Origin of the sequence: Aquimarina discodermiae (genome assembly GCF_040786235.1) — a bacterium.
Lineage (GTDB): Bacteria > Bacteroidota > Bacteroidia > Flavobacteriales > Flavobacteriaceae > Aquimarina.
Window position 1 is genome coordinate 83,488 of the sequence record NZ_JBFMKP010000006.1, and the last position, 17,150, is coordinate 100,637.

General features: G+C 33.4%; 13 protein-coding genes. 5 read left to right on the top strand and 8 right to left on the bottom strand.

The annotated features are described in order from the left end of the window. Positions 1-169 precede the first annotated feature (169 nt). A complete protein-coding gene (locus tag ABW636_RS05115) occupies positions 170-946 on the bottom strand; it encodes a formyltransferase family protein (protein ID WP_367588879.1) in 777 nt (258 codons plus the stop codon). After that, positions 924-1,835: a carbohydrate deacetylase gene (locus ABW636_RS05120; RefSeq protein ID WP_367588880.1), complete on the bottom strand. Its 912-nt coding sequence runs from the start codon at positions 1,833-1,835 to the stop codon at positions 924-926. The genes ABW636_RS05115 and ABW636_RS05120 overlap by 23 nt, the downstream gene beginning before the upstream one ends. A 380-nt stretch (positions 1,836-2,215) precedes the next feature. Between ABW636_RS05120 and mfd the strand changes: the two genes are divergently transcribed. The 3 genes from mfd (at position 2,216) to ABW636_RS05135 (ending at position 7,821) form a co-directional block, all read left to right on the top strand. Beyond that, entirely contained in the window at positions 2,216-5,584 is a 3,369-nt protein-coding gene (mfd, locus tag ABW636_RS05125) for a transcription-repair coupling factor (protein WP_367588881.1), read from the top strand. A gap of 106 nt (positions 5,585-5,690) precedes the next feature. After that, a complete protein-coding gene (locus ABW636_RS05130) occupies positions 5,691-6,533 on the top strand; it encodes a helix-turn-helix domain-containing protein (protein ID WP_367588882.1) in 843 nt (280 codons plus the stop codon). Between the two features lie 100 nt (positions 6,534-6,633). Next, positions 6,634-7,821, top strand: a complete 1,188-nt coding sequence (locus ABW636_RS05135; RefSeq protein WP_367588883.1) for a serine hydrolase domain-containing protein — start codon at positions 6,634-6,636, stop codon at positions 7,819-7,821. Positions 7,822-7,875: 54 nt separating this feature from the next. Here ABW636_RS05135 and ABW636_RS05140 read toward each other — a convergent pair whose 3' ends face one another. The 3 genes from ABW636_RS05140 to ABW636_RS05150 all read right to left on the bottom strand — a co-directional run bounded on the left by ABW636_RS05140 (position 7,876) and on the right by ABW636_RS05150 (position 10,315). Then, the gene (locus tag ABW636_RS05140; RefSeq protein ID WP_367588884.1) at positions 7,876-8,001 is read right to left on the bottom strand and encodes a hypothetical protein; all 126 of its coding nucleotides are present in this window, start codon (positions 7,999-8,001) and stop codon (positions 7,876-7,878) included. Positions 8,002-8,190: 189 nt separating this feature from the next. Then, positions 8,191-9,114 (bottom strand): SMP-30/gluconolactonase/LRE family protein, encoded by a 924-nt coding sequence (locus ABW636_RS05145; protein ID WP_367588885.1) that lies wholly within the window; start codon positions 9,112-9,114, stop codon positions 8,191-8,193. A gap of 67 nt (positions 9,115-9,181) precedes the next feature. Beyond that, the gene (locus tag ABW636_RS05150; protein ID WP_367588886.1) at positions 9,182-10,315 is read right to left on the bottom strand and encodes a helix-turn-helix domain-containing protein; all 1,134 of its coding nucleotides are present in this window, start codon (positions 10,313-10,315) and stop codon (positions 9,182-9,184) included. Positions 10,316-10,458: 143 nt separating this feature from the next. Here ABW636_RS05150 and ABW636_RS05155 point away from each other — a divergent pair, with 143 nt between their 5' ends. Then, complete coding sequence (locus ABW636_RS05155) at positions 10,459-10,878, top strand: T9SS type A sorting domain-containing protein (protein WP_367588887.1); 420 nt, start codon at positions 10,459-10,461, stop codon at positions 10,876-10,878. A 284-nt stretch (positions 10,879-11,162) separates the two neighbouring features. Here the strand turns inward: ABW636_RS05155 and ABW636_RS05160 are convergent, their stop codons facing one another. From ABW636_RS05160 to ABW636_RS05170, 3 genes are all read right to left on the bottom strand, one after another. Continuing rightward, a complete protein-coding gene (locus ABW636_RS05160; protein WP_367588888.1) occupies positions 11,163-12,101 on the bottom strand; it encodes an NHL repeat-containing protein in 939 nt (312 codons plus the stop codon). A gap of 1,083 nt (positions 12,102-13,184) precedes the next feature. Beyond that, positions 13,185-13,544, bottom strand: coding sequence for a YraN family protein (locus ABW636_RS05165; RefSeq protein ID WP_367588889.1), 360 nt, complete (start codon positions 13,542-13,544; stop codon positions 13,185-13,187). Between the two features lie 1,025 nt (positions 13,545-14,569). After that, positions 14,570-15,472: a S66 peptidase family protein gene (locus ABW636_RS05170; RefSeq protein ID WP_367588890.1), complete on the bottom strand. Its 903-nt coding sequence runs from the start codon at positions 15,470-15,472 to the stop codon at positions 14,570-14,572. Between the two features lie 184 nt (positions 15,473-15,656). On the opposite strand from ABW636_RS05170, the gene ABW636_RS05175 reads away from it, so the two are divergent. Next, positions 15,657-17,147: a DUF1800 domain-containing protein gene (locus ABW636_RS05175; RefSeq protein WP_367588891.1), complete on the top strand. Its 1,491-nt coding sequence runs from the start codon at positions 15,657-15,659 to the stop codon at positions 17,145-17,147. Positions 17,148-17,150 lie beyond the last annotated feature (3 nt).

A 17,150-nucleotide genomic window follows, 5' to 3' on the forward strand; every position in this document is an offset into this window, starting at 1 on the left:
AAAAGCTATGAACCCGGATTATGCAATAGAAAATCTATTACGTCTTTGAACTACTGCAAATACAAACGTTACACTTGATTTTTTAGGTAAGGATATAAAGCCTTCTTTATAAAATAGTACAATAAACGCACTATTTTAAGTAAACTACCTTTTAGGAGAATAATCTAATTTAGATAAATCTAATTTTGGTTTTTCTAAAATCTTTCCAATGCTCTTTTTTAGGAAAACTATAGTAAGACGGTTTTACTCCACTACTAACTGAAGTAATATTGTTATTTTCGATTTTATCAATTGCTTCAAGAACCACTCCTGCACTATACTTAAAACATTCCTGATACAACAGGTCAATACTACCACTATTTTGCACAGATATTTCCTTTTTACTTAACACCACTCCTTTGTCAATCTTTTCCTCCATTGTATGCACCGAAACCCCAACTGTTTCCTCTCCTTTTCTTACTGCCTGAAATACAGGCCACAATCCTCCGTAAGATGGTAATAAAGCACTATGTCTGTTAATACAATATTTAGGAATTTTCAACAATTCATTCTTAAATATTAAAGAGTTTGAACTTACAATAATATCTGGATTTTTAGATTTTATACGATTTAAGTATTCTTGCTTATTTATATCATATTTAACTTCAAAATAATCGATATTAAAATGATTATATACCTTTCTTACACTATAAAATGATCCATTATCATGGGTAGGTATCAAATAATTTTTAATACTAAAATACATTTTTTTAAGCCCTAGTTTTATTAACTCTAAAGGATGTAAAAAATACCAATGCCTAATCATATATCTTTCTATATTACTTTTAGGCAGTACTTTTGTTACTAAAATCGCACCAACGATATCGTGTTTTGTCTTTCTAATTAAATCTGCCACAAAATCAGGTTGATAAAAGTGAGTTTCATCAATTATTAAAAAAATCCTCATATTTATGAATTAAATTTTTAAACCTATCCTCGCAAAGAACTTTTGCTTCTCTTTTCCTATCTTGAGATGAGTAATATAAACGAAAAGCTTTTTTTTTCGTCCAATTAACCTTACTTATGTCACTTACTCCTCCTGGATGAAATAAAATATCAACAGAATCTGGTGTTTTTTTTCTCCTTATCTTTTCTAAAGCAGAATGCACATCTTTATAAGTCATTCTACCCGTTGACAACACCCCTACAAAGAACTCATTTGTACTAACTTTAATTTTTTTAGCTTTTTTAATATACGACCTCGAAAGGTTATTTAATAATATATTCTTAACAAAATTAAGAGCTAAATAATTCTTTATTCTAACAAATCCGTACTTATATCTAAGCTCGTACGGATTTCTTACAAAATCAATTTTATACTTTTTTGATACTTCCAGAATGCTATCAAAAACAAAAGGAATCATATGAAAATGCATATGACTATCAATATTTAATGAATCATTATTAGTAAGGCTATTTTGATATTTAATAATTTGATTTTCAATCTCTATTGTAACTTGTTCTTTATATTTTGCTTTTTTATATTTTGAAGACATCATGTACCGTAGCCATAATGATAGAAATGAAGATTTAAATTCACCGGATTCATTAACTAACAAATGAATTGAGCTTTTTGGGGTCAAAGGTTTACCTTCGACCAAATTAAGGTGTAAACATAGTCTAACATCATTAGAAGTTTGTAAATATTTACGAATACCATATTCAAAGTGATCCGTAGTACAGACTATACTAACACTAGTAACAATTTCTTTTTCAATACAAGTAAAGATATTATCTGTTATTTCGTTTCCCATACCAAAATCATCAGCATGAACGTGGATAATTCTTTTTCTCATATTTTTTTCTTTAAGATTTTATTCCAAAAGTAAGATACCTAACCTCTTACTTTTCTAGAATTACAAATTTTAATCGCAAGATAGCCAAAACGTTTATATGTTTTAGGCATTACAACCTTATAACTATCCACAGGAAAGAAAAAGAAATGTTCCTAACACCATTTAACAACTCTATTTTTATCATAATCCTTGTGCTCTGCCTAATTTTATAAAAAACTGAAACCTCTTTTTCTATATACCTAACAACTTTCAGCACTTTACTTGAAGCTTCGCCAAAGATCAAACTTCTAGTAGGTATAGCCAGCATGCTAACAAAAAGCTTCAAACAATTCTTTGCACTCCTCTTGATTGCGATTATATTTGCCTAAAATCTTAACCTCGTGAGTGCAACCATTATCTCGCAAACTTTATCACAGTCTCTACAACTACAGAAACTGCAGAAAGCTATTGCCCAATCTCAAGCAAAAATACATGTACAAGGTTTAATCGGGTCTGCGTTATCCTTTGCTATAGAACATTGTTTTACCCAAACAGACAAACCCTTTTTATGCATTTTTAATGATAAAGAAGAAGCTGCTTACTACCTAAATGACCTGGAACAACTTCTGGGAGATAAAAATGTATTGTTTTATCCTGGTAGTTATAGAAGGCCCTATCAAATCGAAGAAACCGATAATGCTAATGTACTATTAAGGGCAGAGGTGCTAAATCGTATCAACTCCCGCAAAAAACCAGCATTAATCGTTACCTATCCCGATGCTCTCTTTGAGAAAGTGGTTACTCGTAAAGAATTAGAAAAAAACACCCTGAAGGTAGCTGTAAACGATACCATCTCACTAGATTTTATTAATGAGGTATTGTTCGAATACCAGTTTCAGCGGGTAGATTTTGTTACAGAGCCAGGCGAATTTTCTGTACGAGGAGGTATTGTAGATGTATTCTCATTTAGTAATGATGAGCCTTATCGTATCGAGTTTTTTGGAGATGAAGTAGATAGTATCAGAACTTTTGATGTAGAAACGCAGCTCTCTACCGATCAAATCAAAAAAATTACACTCATTCCCAATGTAGAGAATAAAGCAATGCAAGAAACTCGAGAGAGTTTTCTAAAATATGTTGCTTCGCAAACGGTAATCTTTACCAAAGACATTGATTTACTATCTGCAAGAATTGACAAAAATTTTGAAAAGGCCAATATGGCTTTTGATAAACTTTCGAGAGATATCAAACACAGTACCCCCGATGAGCTGTTTGCAACTTCTGATCTTATCAAAAAGCAGTTACTGGATTATACACTTATCGAGATTAGTGATCGCCCTCTTACCAAAGCAGATTACGCGATTAAGTTTGATACCAAACCTCAACCTTCTTTTAATAAGCAATTTGATTTGTTGATTAAAAATCTAAATGAAAATCATGAGGCTGGATACACCAACTATATTTTTTGTGTAAGCCAACAACAGGCCAAACGATTTCATGATATTTTTGATGATGCCGATCTGGATGTAAAACCTTATGAAACGATTGTTTTTTCTGCCTATCAAGGTTTTATCGATCACGACCGTAAAATGGTCTGTTATACAGATCATCAGATTTTTGAACGATATCATAAGTTTACGCTTAAAAATGGGTATGCCAAAAAACAGGCTATCACCCTAAAAGAATTGACCAGTCTCGAGGTAGGTGATTATGTGACTCATATCGATCATGGAATCGGAAAATTTGGAGGGCTGCAAAAGATAGATGTAGAAGGCAAAAAGCAAGAAGCCATCAAATTAATTTATGGAGAACGAGATGTACTGTATTTAAGTATCCATTCGCTACATAAAATCACAAAATATAATGGCAAGGATGGTAAGCCACCGCAGGTTTATAAGTTAGGATCTAAAGCGTGGAAAACCTTAAAACAAAAAACAAAAGCAAGGGTTAAACACATTGCATTTAACCTGATACAGTTATACGCAAAGCGGAAACTGCAAAAAGGGTTTCAGTACCATCCAGATAGTTACTTGCAGCATGAGTTAGAGGCGTCTTTTATTTATGAAGATACTCCCGATCAAAGTACCGCTACAGAAGCCGTAAAAACCGATATGGAAAGTGAGCGCCCAATGGATCGTTTGATCTGTGGAGATGTTGGTTTTGGTAAAACCGAAGTAGCTATTCGTGCTGCTTTTAAAGCGGTTGATAACGGAAAACAGGTTGCTATTTTGGTACCTACCACTATTCTGGCATTTCAGCATGCCAAAACGTTTAGAGAACGACTGAAGGATTTTCCTGTAGTGGTAGATTATGTGAATCGTTTCCGCTCTGCAAAACAAAAGAAAGAAACACTAGAAGATCTAGCTACAGGAAAAGTAGATATTATCATTGGCACACACCAATTGGTAAATAAAAATGTGAAATTTAAAGATCTTGGACTGCTCGTTATTGATGAAGAACAAAAATTTGGGGTTTCTGTAAAAGATAAACTTAAAACCATTAAAGAAAATGTAGATACCCTTACCCTCACTGCTACGCCAATACCCAGAACATTACAGTTTAGCCTAATGGCTGCAAGGGATCTATCTACCATTACTACCCCGCCTCCAAACCGATATCCTATAGAAACCAATGTGATTCGGTTTAACGAAGAAACGATTAGAGATGCTGTGAGTTATGAGATACAACGTGGTGGGCAGGTGTACTTTATCCATAATCGTATAGAAAATATTACAGAGGTAGCCGGAATGGTACAACGACTAGTCCCAGATGCCAAAGTAGGAATCGGTCATGGACAAATGGACGGTAAAAAACTAGAGAGTCTCATGCTAGCTTTTATGAATGGTGAGTTTGATGTTCTGGTAGCAACCACCATTGTAGAAAGTGGTCTGGATGTACCTAATGCCAATACCATCTTTATTAATAATGCTAATAATTTTGGACTGTCTGATCTGCATCAAATGCGTGGTCGTGTGGGTCGAAGTAATAAAAAGGCTTTTTGTTATTTTATCACTCCACCCTATTCTGCAATGACCGATGATGCGCGCAAACGTATTACCGCATTAGAGCAGTTTTCTGAACTGGGTAGCGGATTTAATATCGCTATGAAAGACCTTGAAATTAGAGGAGCAGGAGATTTATTGGGCGGTGAACAAAGTGGTTTTATTAATGAAATTGGGTTTGACACCTATCAAAAAATCCTGAACGAAGCCATAGAAGAACTTAAAGACAATGAATTTGCCGAATTATATAAAGAAGAAGGCAAAGAAAAAGTCTACTTAAAAGATACGCAGATCGATACCGATTTTGAGTTATTGTTTCCCGATGACTATATTAATAACATCACAGAACGCCTCAATTTATATACCGAGCTTAACGAAATTAAGGACGAAGATGGGTTACAGGCATATGAAACCCGATTAATAGATCGTTTTGGAGAATTGCCTGATCAGGCAGTTGATCTGTTAAATTCGGTACGAATCAAATGGATTGCAACTTCTATTGGTCTCGAAAAAATTATCCTAAAACAAAACAAACTTATTGGTTATTTTATAAGTGATCAACAATCTGGTTTTTATCAAACCGAAGCATTTACTCATGTATTACAATTTGTACAACAAAATACTGGTATTTGTAAAATGAAAGAGAAAAACACGCGCAATGGATTGCGATTATTGCTAACTTTTGAAAATATAAAATCTATACAAGCTGCTTTAAAAGTCATGCAACCGTTACAACTGAAAAGTACACCTAAGTCTGAAACCTCTTGATTTTACTAGACTGTCGGGTAAATGTCGGGTGAAAGACAAACTAAAAAATTTGAAACCTTTTTTTTGAAAACTAATATTGCTGAACAAAATGAAAATCAATCAAATTATGAAACAGCCAGCATTAGGTCAAAAAATTTCTGAACTCAGAAAATCAAAAGGACTTACCCAAGAAGAGCTCGTAGAGCAATGTAATATTAGTGTACGCACCATACAACGAATCGAAGCAGGAGAAGTAACTCCCAGAAGTTATACCATCAAAACTATTCTAAGTGCTTTGGATTATGACCTGGAACAAATTCATACAGAAGATTCTAAAGCCACCAAAGAGTTTAAAAAGCTATTTTTACTCGAAATAGATGATAACAAAGAAGCGGGTTTTCTAAACAAACAGCTTTCTATTGCCTGGATTAACGGGATCGTTTATTTTCTCATTGGATTTGCAGAAATACCTGTCGATTATTACCGATACATCGAAGATGAAATTATCGTCAACGATATGACCTATATCTTCTTAAAATTGGTAGTATTGGCATCGATAGTGTTATTTATGCGTGGATTTGTTCTTACCGGAAAGATATTTAAAAATTACCTACTGCGAATTACCGCTTTTATCTTCATTTTTATTAGTGTTTTGTTTTACGCCTTCGATATTTTATCACTGTACATCGGGGATTTGGACTATCAGTTTATTTTAGGAGCCGAAGCAATTATCTTTGGAGTCATTGGAATTTTATTTGGTATTGCCGTATTACGACTCAAAAACGGAATCGGTACCATTGCAACAATAACCGGTATTTTTGAAATTATTACCTACAGCTTTCTTGTCACCGTTATTTTATCTATTGTTGGACTAGTACTACTCACACCTACCATTATTCTTGAAATTATTCTGCTATATAAAATCTCTGCTATGTTAAAAGCCAGACAGCAAAAAATGGTATCTCATTAGATTTCTAAATCTCAAGTAGCTTCTTTTTTAAAACCTCTTTTAAGTATCAAATTCATATTTGATAACAGGAGATCTTTTTGCCAATTTTTAAACGAAAAACATGAAAAAAATCTGCATTATAATCATATTTGCTGTGCTATTATCTATAGTATTTTACCTAATAGAGCCCATACTTACTCACAACTCTGGGTGGACATCTTTACCAAAAACCACCCATCTGCTACCTGTAAAAAAACACGAGGAATCTATTACCAGAAAGCTAGATAGCACGTTTCAGAACATATTCTTGACACTTAACACTCCCGCACTTTCGGTTGCGATAGGTAAAAACGACACTGTTGTTTGGGCCAATGCCATTGGATATAAAGATATAAAAGAAAAAAAGCCTGTAAGCCTTACCACAACATTCAGGATCGGAAGCACCTCAAAAGCCATTACCGCAATGGGCACCGGTATTCTTCTTCAAAACAAAAAACTGAATTTAACCGATAAGGTTAAAGAGTATGTACCCTACGTAGCTAACAAACTTTCTGATATATCTATAAAACAGCTTGCTTCACATACCTCGGGAATACGAAATTATGATCTTTGCTTTTGTTTCCCAATATGGGAATATTATAACAATGATGAATATACCCATATAGAAGAAAGTGTGGCTGTATTTAACAATGATCCTTTATTATTTATCCCAGGTACAGATTTTAGTTATAGTACATATAATTATACACTACTAAGTGCCGTAATCGAAGGAGCTTCTGGAATGACTTTTCCCGATTTTATGAAAACCTCTTTATTTGAACCGCTTGGGCTAAAACATATTGATTTTGAAGGACAATCCGCAAACACCACTCATCTATCAAAATTCTATTCGGTAGAAAATAATGAATACAAAGAAGTATCTCGTGTAAATAACAGTAACAAATGGGCAGGAGGAGGCCTTATCGCTACACCAACAGATCTTGTGACTTTGGGAAACGCATTTCTTAATCATAAACTGTATCAAAAAGAGATTCTCGACACGCTTATTACTCCGGTAACACTAGCAAACAAAACTATAAACGAACAACGATATGCCATCGGTTGGCGAAATACAACTACCAATGCTGTTTTTAAAGATAAGAGAAAGGTAAATATTCTACATCATGCGGGAGTTGCACATGGAGCTACTTCTGTATTTATTCTGTTTCCAGAATACAATGTTACCATATCCTTATTGATCAACAAAAATCATGACGTATCTGACCTATTCGAATTCAGTTACAAATTAGCACAATTTTTTATGACCTAGTTTAAAGCAAAAACAAGAAGTTTTTAACCCCTTATTTTTGCTTTAAAAAATGTTTTAATCTTCTCCTTCTGCGGTTACATTTCCTTTTACTTTTCCACTAGAGTACTCTAAATAAATGGCTCCACCATAAATTTTACTCATGTCTATTCTTGCAGATTCGAAGTTTTCTAATGTACTCATATAATTTATTTTTGATTTTGCTACAAAGTAATTATAACCAGAACCGTATCAAAACTTTTCAAAAATTACTTTTTAAAGTTTCAAAACAATCTACAAAATATTAAATCTCAGGTCCCGCTGAAAAAGCGGGATTAGTTTAACTATCTTTTTTGAACGCATTGCTACGCAACTTTTCAAAACAGAGTCTCACTAATAAAGTTTAATTTTTCGAACAGCTCTGGTTCCTCCAAACTCAGAAATATAAATTGCTTTGTTTCGTTTGTCAGAAGTAATTCCGTTTGGACCGTTAAAGGATGCTTTATTAAGAAGTCCATCATTGCTATTTGCTTCTCCTGTTCCGGCAAACTCTTCAATTTTACCATTTCTAGAAACCCTAAATATTTTATTTACCGAGATTCCTGTCGCAAATATCGAGTTACCTACCACTGTGATATAACCAATACCCGATCCATTAACCACAATATCAGGTATTGTTGCAATTAAAGAAACATTTCCTGTTGGGCTAATTGACAGAATATCTGCAGTTGTAAAATTACCTACAATCAGATTTCCTTTATAATCAAAATCAACTCCTACCCCTCCTGCTAACTTAGCGTCATTAGCAAATACGGTAAGCTCACCTTCTGGAGTAATTTTATGCACCATGGCAGCCAAATAATTAGATACATACAGATTATTTTTATGATCCAATGCGAGTCCAGCAGGCCAACCCTCTATAGTTGCCAATACCTCACGAGTTCCATCAGGTGCAATTTTAAGCACCTCCCCATTTACTCCGTTACTGGCGTTTACCACATAAAAGTTACCTTGACGATCTATAGCGCTTCCCAACGGTCCTGATAGGTCACTTATAAATTCGGACACTTCTCCACCAGGTGTGATTTTAAAAACGCTGGTTCCGTCACCACCATTACCCGCAAATTGTCCAAACTCTGATACATATATATTTCCTCTACGATCAACGGTAACAGCGTCATTACCCAAAAACTCGGGAACTACAGTAGTGACTTCTAACTCTGGATCAAATATATCTCCCGAACAAGATATAAATACTGCCAATAGCGTAAAAAGTATTGTAAATCTTAATGATGCATTTTTTCTTAGTGTTTTCATTTTTGTGATTTTAAAGTTTGCTTCAAAATACGCCTGCATTACCTTAAAATCGACCGATTGGATGCATTCAAACCAATTCTTTTAAAGAGGTTGATTGGGTTTTTATATAATTTCTGGGTGTATCATCCATTTCGAGTTTAAAAGCCTTGTTAAAAGTTGATTTAGAATTAAATCCAGCTTCTAAAGAAAGTGCTAAAATGGTATGTTGTAAATGTTCTTTGTTTTCTACCTTTCTAACAAATTCTTTCACTCGATATTGGTTGATATAATCATAAAAATTACTATTCTCTATAGTATTTAAATACCATGAAATGTTGTGTGTAGAAGTTTCTAATCGCTCAGACAAATCTCGTAGTGTAAGGTTTGTTTTCAAAAACATTTTTTCTTCTTCAAGGCTATCATGCAACCCTTTTTTGAGAGCCTCGATCTGATGTTGCGACAATCGTTTTTTAGGAGGTGTTTTTTTACCTGTATAGGGTAATCTAAAAAGATCGGGTTCTTTTAGACTATAATACCCCACAACATATATAAAAATAGAAATTGTACCCCAAACGGTATTGTAATTAATCCATGAGATGGAATAATCAAAGATCTTAATGGCAGCAAAACTAAATAACCAAACAAATAAAAAAATACTTACAGAGATCTGAAAAAACTTTATAAACGAGACTAAACTTTGCTTATAGGAAACCCTGTTCTTTTCTTCTTTTATATAGCTAGTTAAAAGTCTAAAATTTGCAATACAATAGTAGATATTTGATGCAATTCCCATGGCCTCAAAAACAAAAAATGGTGTTCTAAAAAAACCTGCCATTAGTTTATCCCCAAATACATTTGGAGTGAAGGATAAGGAATAAAAAGAAAATAGGACATGTATACCTACCGGGATATAATGTGGCCAGGGTAACATATATTTATCACTATTAGAAAATACCAATCTTCTAAAATACATATAGGTAAGTGGTCCAAATAAAAATATAACAATATCAATGAGCACAGACCATTGAAACAACTGCCAGGTTAAATACTTAAAAAAAATCATTCTTCCTAACAACATGAGAACCGCTAATAACAAAATAACAGACAATACCTTGTTAGCAGCTTTGTTATTATTTTTTATGAGTTGAAGGGTGATTGCTAAAAAGACACCTTGACTAATCCCTAAAAAAAGAAACAGATCAACAAATTCGAAAGACTGCATGAAAAAATAATTTATGTATACTCAAATGTACCATTTTATGCATTATTCTTCGACCGAATGGATCATATCGTACTTTATACCCAAACGAAATACCCGGAATCAGTAACGTCTGGAAACAAGTTAGATCTTGTAACATTCCTATTATGGATGAACATTGCGGAGTACTGCCATGGTCTGAATCATCGATATATTATGAAGGAGATACCGTGTCCTATGAAAAATCCATTTATAGTGCAAAATGGTGGACAAAGGGTGATTTTCCTGATAAAAGAGATTCCTGGAAATACGTATCAAATTGTTCTAACGGTGATTCATCCTTTATTATTTTCCTTTCCACCTCAAAAGACTATGTCACTATAAAGACAGATTTTGGACGGCCAAAAAGTATAAAAATCGATATTTATACTGTATCCGGAACTTTCATTAGAACTATCCTAAATGAAAAAGCATTCAATTCTCCTTCAATATTATATAGAGATATATCTGATTTAGAACATGGTCTTTACATCTATCGAATTAACATCGACGGTAGAGTCTATAGTAAAAAAATGATCAAACCATAAGTTTTTTAATAAAGAAAAGTAGCTAATAACGTACAATACCTATCCAAAAAATAAAGTATTCGAAATTTTGACTTCTCTATATAATGGATTTCATAAAAATATTCTCAAAATAGAAAACGGCCATCGTTCCTATACATGAAATAACTATTTTTAGTTGTACTAAAGATACCAACAAACTTTTGGCGAGCAATTTTGACATCCTGCTAATACCTAAGTATCTTAGGTAGAAGCAGGGTGAACTCAAACTCGTAATTACGATGGTTCGTTTTTTGATTGATGATGTGCTATCGCCATAACTTTATTTTACGTACTCCTCCTACACCTGTGTACTCTGAGATATATAATGTTCGGGCAAACTTATTTGCCGTTATTCCATTAGGGTTTCTAAAAGATGCATCGAGTAATGGTCCATCTATCTGAATTGCTTCTCCATTACCAGCAAAAATTTCTACAACTCCATCCATTGTAACTTTATAAACATAATTAATTGCAATCCCGGTAGTATAGATCTTATCATTAACAACAGATAGATACCCCAACCCAAAACCTTGCACAACAATATCAGGAATGTTGGCAATCAATGAAACCTCTCCATTGTTATTGATAGAAAATATATCTGCTGTTGCAAAATTGGAAATAATTACATTTCCCTTGTGATCTAAATCAATCCCTATACAACCTGTTAATCTGGCATCATTTGCGTATACACTTACTTGTCCATCTGGTGTTATTTTATGCACTGTAGGGGCAGCATAATTGGATATATACAGGTTGTCTTTATGATCGATTGCCATACCAGTAGGCCATCCATCTATAGTTGCCAACACTGTTCTATCTCCGTTAGGTGCTATTTTTAATACCTGACCATTTATAGTATTATTTGCATTGTTTACGTAGAGATTTCCTTTAGAATCTACCGCAGTTCCCATAGGTCCCGATAATCCTCGTATTGTATCGAGAATTCTTCCTTTGGATGATAGCTTAAAAATTCGTGTTCCGCTGCCTCCTGTATCCACAAATTGTCCATATTCTGATACGTAAATAACACCATTTCTTCTATCAATTGATACTGCCCCGTTTCCGGCAAAATCACTAACCAAGGTTTTTACTTTATGGTCTTTTATAACTGGGTCTCCTGAACATGAAAAAAACAATAGAATTACTGTTGTTTCTAGCAGAAGAAAAATCGTTCTAAAAACGTTTTTATGATAACATAATTTCATTTTTTTGATTTTAGAAGTTTGCACCAAAGTACTTTCTAAAACCAAAGAAATCGACCGAATGGATCGTCATACACCTATTTAACCAAAGTTCTTTTCCTTTTATATGGAATGTCCAGGCGTATGAATGCTCATTCCAGGTATCTAATACATGTTGTGGAATATTAATTTTTAAACCTTCTTTTTCTGTAAACTCCCAATTTAAATAAGTTTCATTTCCTATTAGGTTTCGATAAGCTCCTATGACACATAGAATCTGGTAGCCTCCCCAATTGTATCAGACCTATACATAAATTGAACTTTTTCTAAATTAAAATCATTCCCTTTGCCCATCGGCACATTAGTCAGGAATAGATGCGGCAGCATACTCTACACTAGAATAGGTTTCGATCCACTCTTTTGATGTATTTTTACATCCACAGGTATACGTTTTATCTACTCCTGCCAGTAAGTCTGATATACCTACTCCTTTATCGTTTTTAATTGATTTCTGTTTAACAATACGGACTTGATCACTTTTAAGAAATTGTTTTTCAAATTTTTATATTTATTACGCACTTAAATATTGCTATCAATATCAAGTTAGGTTTTCGATCATTTTTTAATGACCATAGCCATCGTGTTTTGAAATGATATATGTATATGACGAAAAACCAGATAACCAAGAATAGGAATATAGTGTGGTAAGGATAACCTGAAACCTGGCTTTTCATAAAAAAATAAGTCTACGGATATACATATAAGAAAGTGGCCCAAAACAAATATAATTACATATACCAATGCTGCAATTCTATAGGTAAAAGCATAGGTGGCATATTTAAAATACAATATCCTACCTAACAGTGTAATGGTAACCAGTAAAAGAAGTCAAGAAAGTATTTTATTGGCAGCTTTATTTTTTTTGGTTACCAATTGTAATCTAACGGCTAAAAAAATACCCTGACTAGCTCCAAGAAACAGGATTAAGTCAATAAATTCGAAAGATTGCATAAATATGTAATAACTAATATACAAACAAACATAAGGCATTAGGAACTTTTTTCGGTCGAACGTATACATTCTTACTTAAAGAATCACAACAGATGATTAAAAATGATAAAATGCATTTTCTAAATGTTCTATCGAGGTTCCTAACTTGTTTTTTATGATCGCAACAATATCAAAACGAACTTCGACATCTAGGTCTTGCTCTATTACATAATGGTTGACTGCTTTTACCAAGGATTGTATTTGTTTCGGTTTTACAAAATCCTGTGGATCTCCAAATTCTGGTGTACTTCTTGTTTTTACTTCGACTGCAGTAAGAGTATTTTCTTTTTGTGCAATAATATCTACCTCAGATTTTAAATATCTATAGTTTCTTTCTAGAATATGATACCCTTTTTTGATCAAAAAATCGGCAGCTAACTGCTCTCCCTTTTTACCCAATGCATTATGCTCTGCCATAAATTATAATTATATTTATTAAATGTCCGGAATGTATACTAATTCATCATTATCAACTTGTTTCAGGTTCTTGTTATAGAACTGGCATAAGATTCCGAAATAAATTTGGAATGACATTAAAAATATTATTAGTACACAAAACAGATCATCATTTATATTTTGAGATGGATTAATAATCCATCTCAAAATACTATAATTTTATTAAAATAGTGTTTACCATATGCTATACCATAAAAAAACCTTCTATATCATATCTCTATCTGGATAGGCTATAGAAGGAATTTTTGGAAACTAAAAATTTTATTGATGACTGAATTATGCTCGTTTTTTATGTGTAGATATACTAATTACTCTAATTTATTTATTGAGACACGAGTAAACAAAAGCTTTTTTATCATTCTCTAACAAATCTCTAAATCAATTATTAACCGTATTAACGTTCATAACGGTATAGAGCTAGTTATTTCTGGTCTTATTTAGAACAAAAAATGTCCCATAAACATATCAATTAGTGCAATTCTATCCTACATATATATATTTCATGGTATTATACGATTTACGAATAAAAATTTCGCATCTAATCACATTCTTTGTCTACAATATTTTCTTCATAAAATGAAACAATAGCCCTTAAACTCAGGATAAATTGCTATTCTTTAATTTGATTCATCAATCTAGCGAAAAATCGTTGCGATTATCTTTACGAAATTCTCATTCGTAAATCGTATTACCAAAATTAATACTGCTAAGATAGATGAATGTGCTTCGAAAATTTTCTGCTTTTACACAAAACGTAGATTTGGTTGTATGAACGTACCATTTTAGTGTATAAAGTGTATTTTGATGTTTAAACCATATTATACCAAACAAACCCTAAAAATAGGCTAAAAAACTTGTTCATTCTCCCTCGTTTTTTATTGTAAAAAACTTCCGTAACTACTGCTATGCAAGAATTTCACTGCTTCAAACGAGAAAAAAGCAACTTCGCATTTTTAGCCCATTCTTATAATTTATTTGGTAGTACACTAATCTGTTAGATATGAAAGTATAACCTTATTTTCTAAAATTTCCAAAGAAGCTTCGACTCCCATAATCAAAGCGCTGTTATCGTCTACATGCCCCATAGGGAACTTAAATACCACCGGAAAATCATATTCTTTTACACAATCCAAAATGATCGCTTTGGCTTTTTTACCAAAAGGAATCGCATTGTCATGCATATCGGTCATTCCACCTACAATTAACCCTGCCAATTGATCAAAATATCCATTGCGTTTTAAATTTTGCATCATACGATCTATATGATAAAGATACTCATCAAGGTCTTCGATACATAAAATTTTACCCGATGTATCTATAGAAGAAACAGAACCGCATAATGAGTAGAGTATCGATAAATTTCCTCCTACTAATTGGCCTTTGCAAGTTCCCTTTTTATTTTTTCTGGAAGAAGGAATTGTATATGTAATTTTTTCACCAAAAAGAGTATCTCTTAAGGATTGCAAAGAAGCTTTTGTATTTTTATGAATATCGATAGGCATCAAAGCATGTATCGAGCATATCCCCAATGTATGAAGGTGTGAATGTAGTACTGTAATATCAGAATATCCTATAATCCATTTGGGTTGGGTCTGTAATACAGAAAAGTTAATTTTATCAATAATTCTTACCGTACCATACCCACCTCTGGCACACCATATCGCCTTAATTTCTTTATCATCCAACATTTTTTGAAAATCCAATGCTCTCTCATGATCAGTTCCAGCAAATTGATGATTTTCTAATCCAATAGTGTTACCTGTAACAGGTACTAATCCCCATTTTTTTAGAATAAACACAGCGTCATTGATCGCTTTTTTATTAATTTTTCGGGCGGTAGATACAATGGCTATCTTATCTCCTTTTCTAAGAAAATCAGGTCTTAACATTATGTTATATGTATAGTATTTTATTAAGATTTGTAAAACAATTCGTGCGCATAATATATTATTTTTCCTACGCTAAAATCATAAATTATAGATATTTGGACACTAATTAACAAAGACTTTCGTTATTATCTATTATATTGTAAGGAAATTTATCACAAGTACCATACTAAAAAACCCCCAGCCTATGATGTCAGATACTTCATGTAATCTAGCTTCCTTAGCAGAGTATGTCCCAACTTCAGGTAACCCATGGAACGTAAACAAAATACACCATTTATACCGAAGGATTGCATTTGGTGCTTCTAAAAACGAAGTATTAACGGCTTTAGGAACTACACCTGCTGCTCTGGTAGATCAACTTATCGACGATGCACTCGCATTAAATACGACTCCTGCACCTGCTTGGGCATTATGGAATCGAGATCAATTTGAAAATGCTCCATTAGACACATTTGAATATAGAGATTTAGGAAAAGATCAAATGATTACCGATTTGTTACAGAACAAAGTTCGGGATCGACTCACACTTTTCTGGAGTAATCATTTCGTAACCGAAGATCAAGTCTATAGAAGCCCTGCGTACCAATCTCAGTACTATACGCTGTTACAGATGCATGCTTTAGGTAATTTTAGAGACTTTTTATACGATATTGGTATTTGCAACGCGATGCTGGTCTATTTGAACGGTGACGAAAATGTAAGAGACAGACCTAATGAGAACTATGCCCGAGAATTATACGAATTATTTACAATGGGAGTAGATAATGGGTATACAGAAAATGATATTCAGGAAACCTCTAAAGCATTAACAGGATATGTAAACACGAACAATATCCCTTGGGGAGATATTCTTTTTGATGCAGGAGAGTTTAGCAACGGTACCAAAACCATCTTTGGTCAAACTGGTAGCTGGAATTATGATGATGTCATCAATATTTTATTTCAGGAACGAAGCAGCCTGGTTGCAAATTTTATATGTGGTAAATTATACGCATATTTTGTTAGCCCTACTTGTAATGAAACTATCGTTTCAGAAATGGCACAAACCTTTATAAATAATAATTATAATATTGCAACGGTGTTACGCCAACTCTTTAAAAGTGAACACTTTTTTAATCAAGAGGCTATTGGCGCTATTATTAAAAGCCCTTGCGATTTAAACCTTAGTTTTTTTAATGAAACATCGTTTTCATTACCCGGTGGTGTAAATCACATTGATTTTTTTAGAAACACCAACCGTATACTAGGACAAGAGGTGCTTAATCCTATCGATGTAGAAGGCTGGCAGGGTGATGAGGATTGGATCAGTCCAGACCTGTTATTAGGTCGTTGGGAAAGTATTCGATATATCGTTGGACAAGCATGGAGTCATAATAATGCTCAGTTTAAAGACTTTATGATTGGCTTACCTATCGGCGAATTGGGTGACGGAAACCTAATGACGACCACAGACGATGTTGAATTGGTGGTAAGAGCCCTTACCAATTACTTTTTTCCTAGAGGGATTCAGGACCCCGTACTGTTCGACGAGCTGGTCGGAGTATTTAAAACCGATAGTATTCCAGATAATTACTTTCAAGACGGCACCTGGACCCTTGACTTTATTGGTGTAGAAACCCAGCTGGTTGCATTATTGAATTATATTTCAGAAATCCCCGAATTTCAACTTAAATAAACC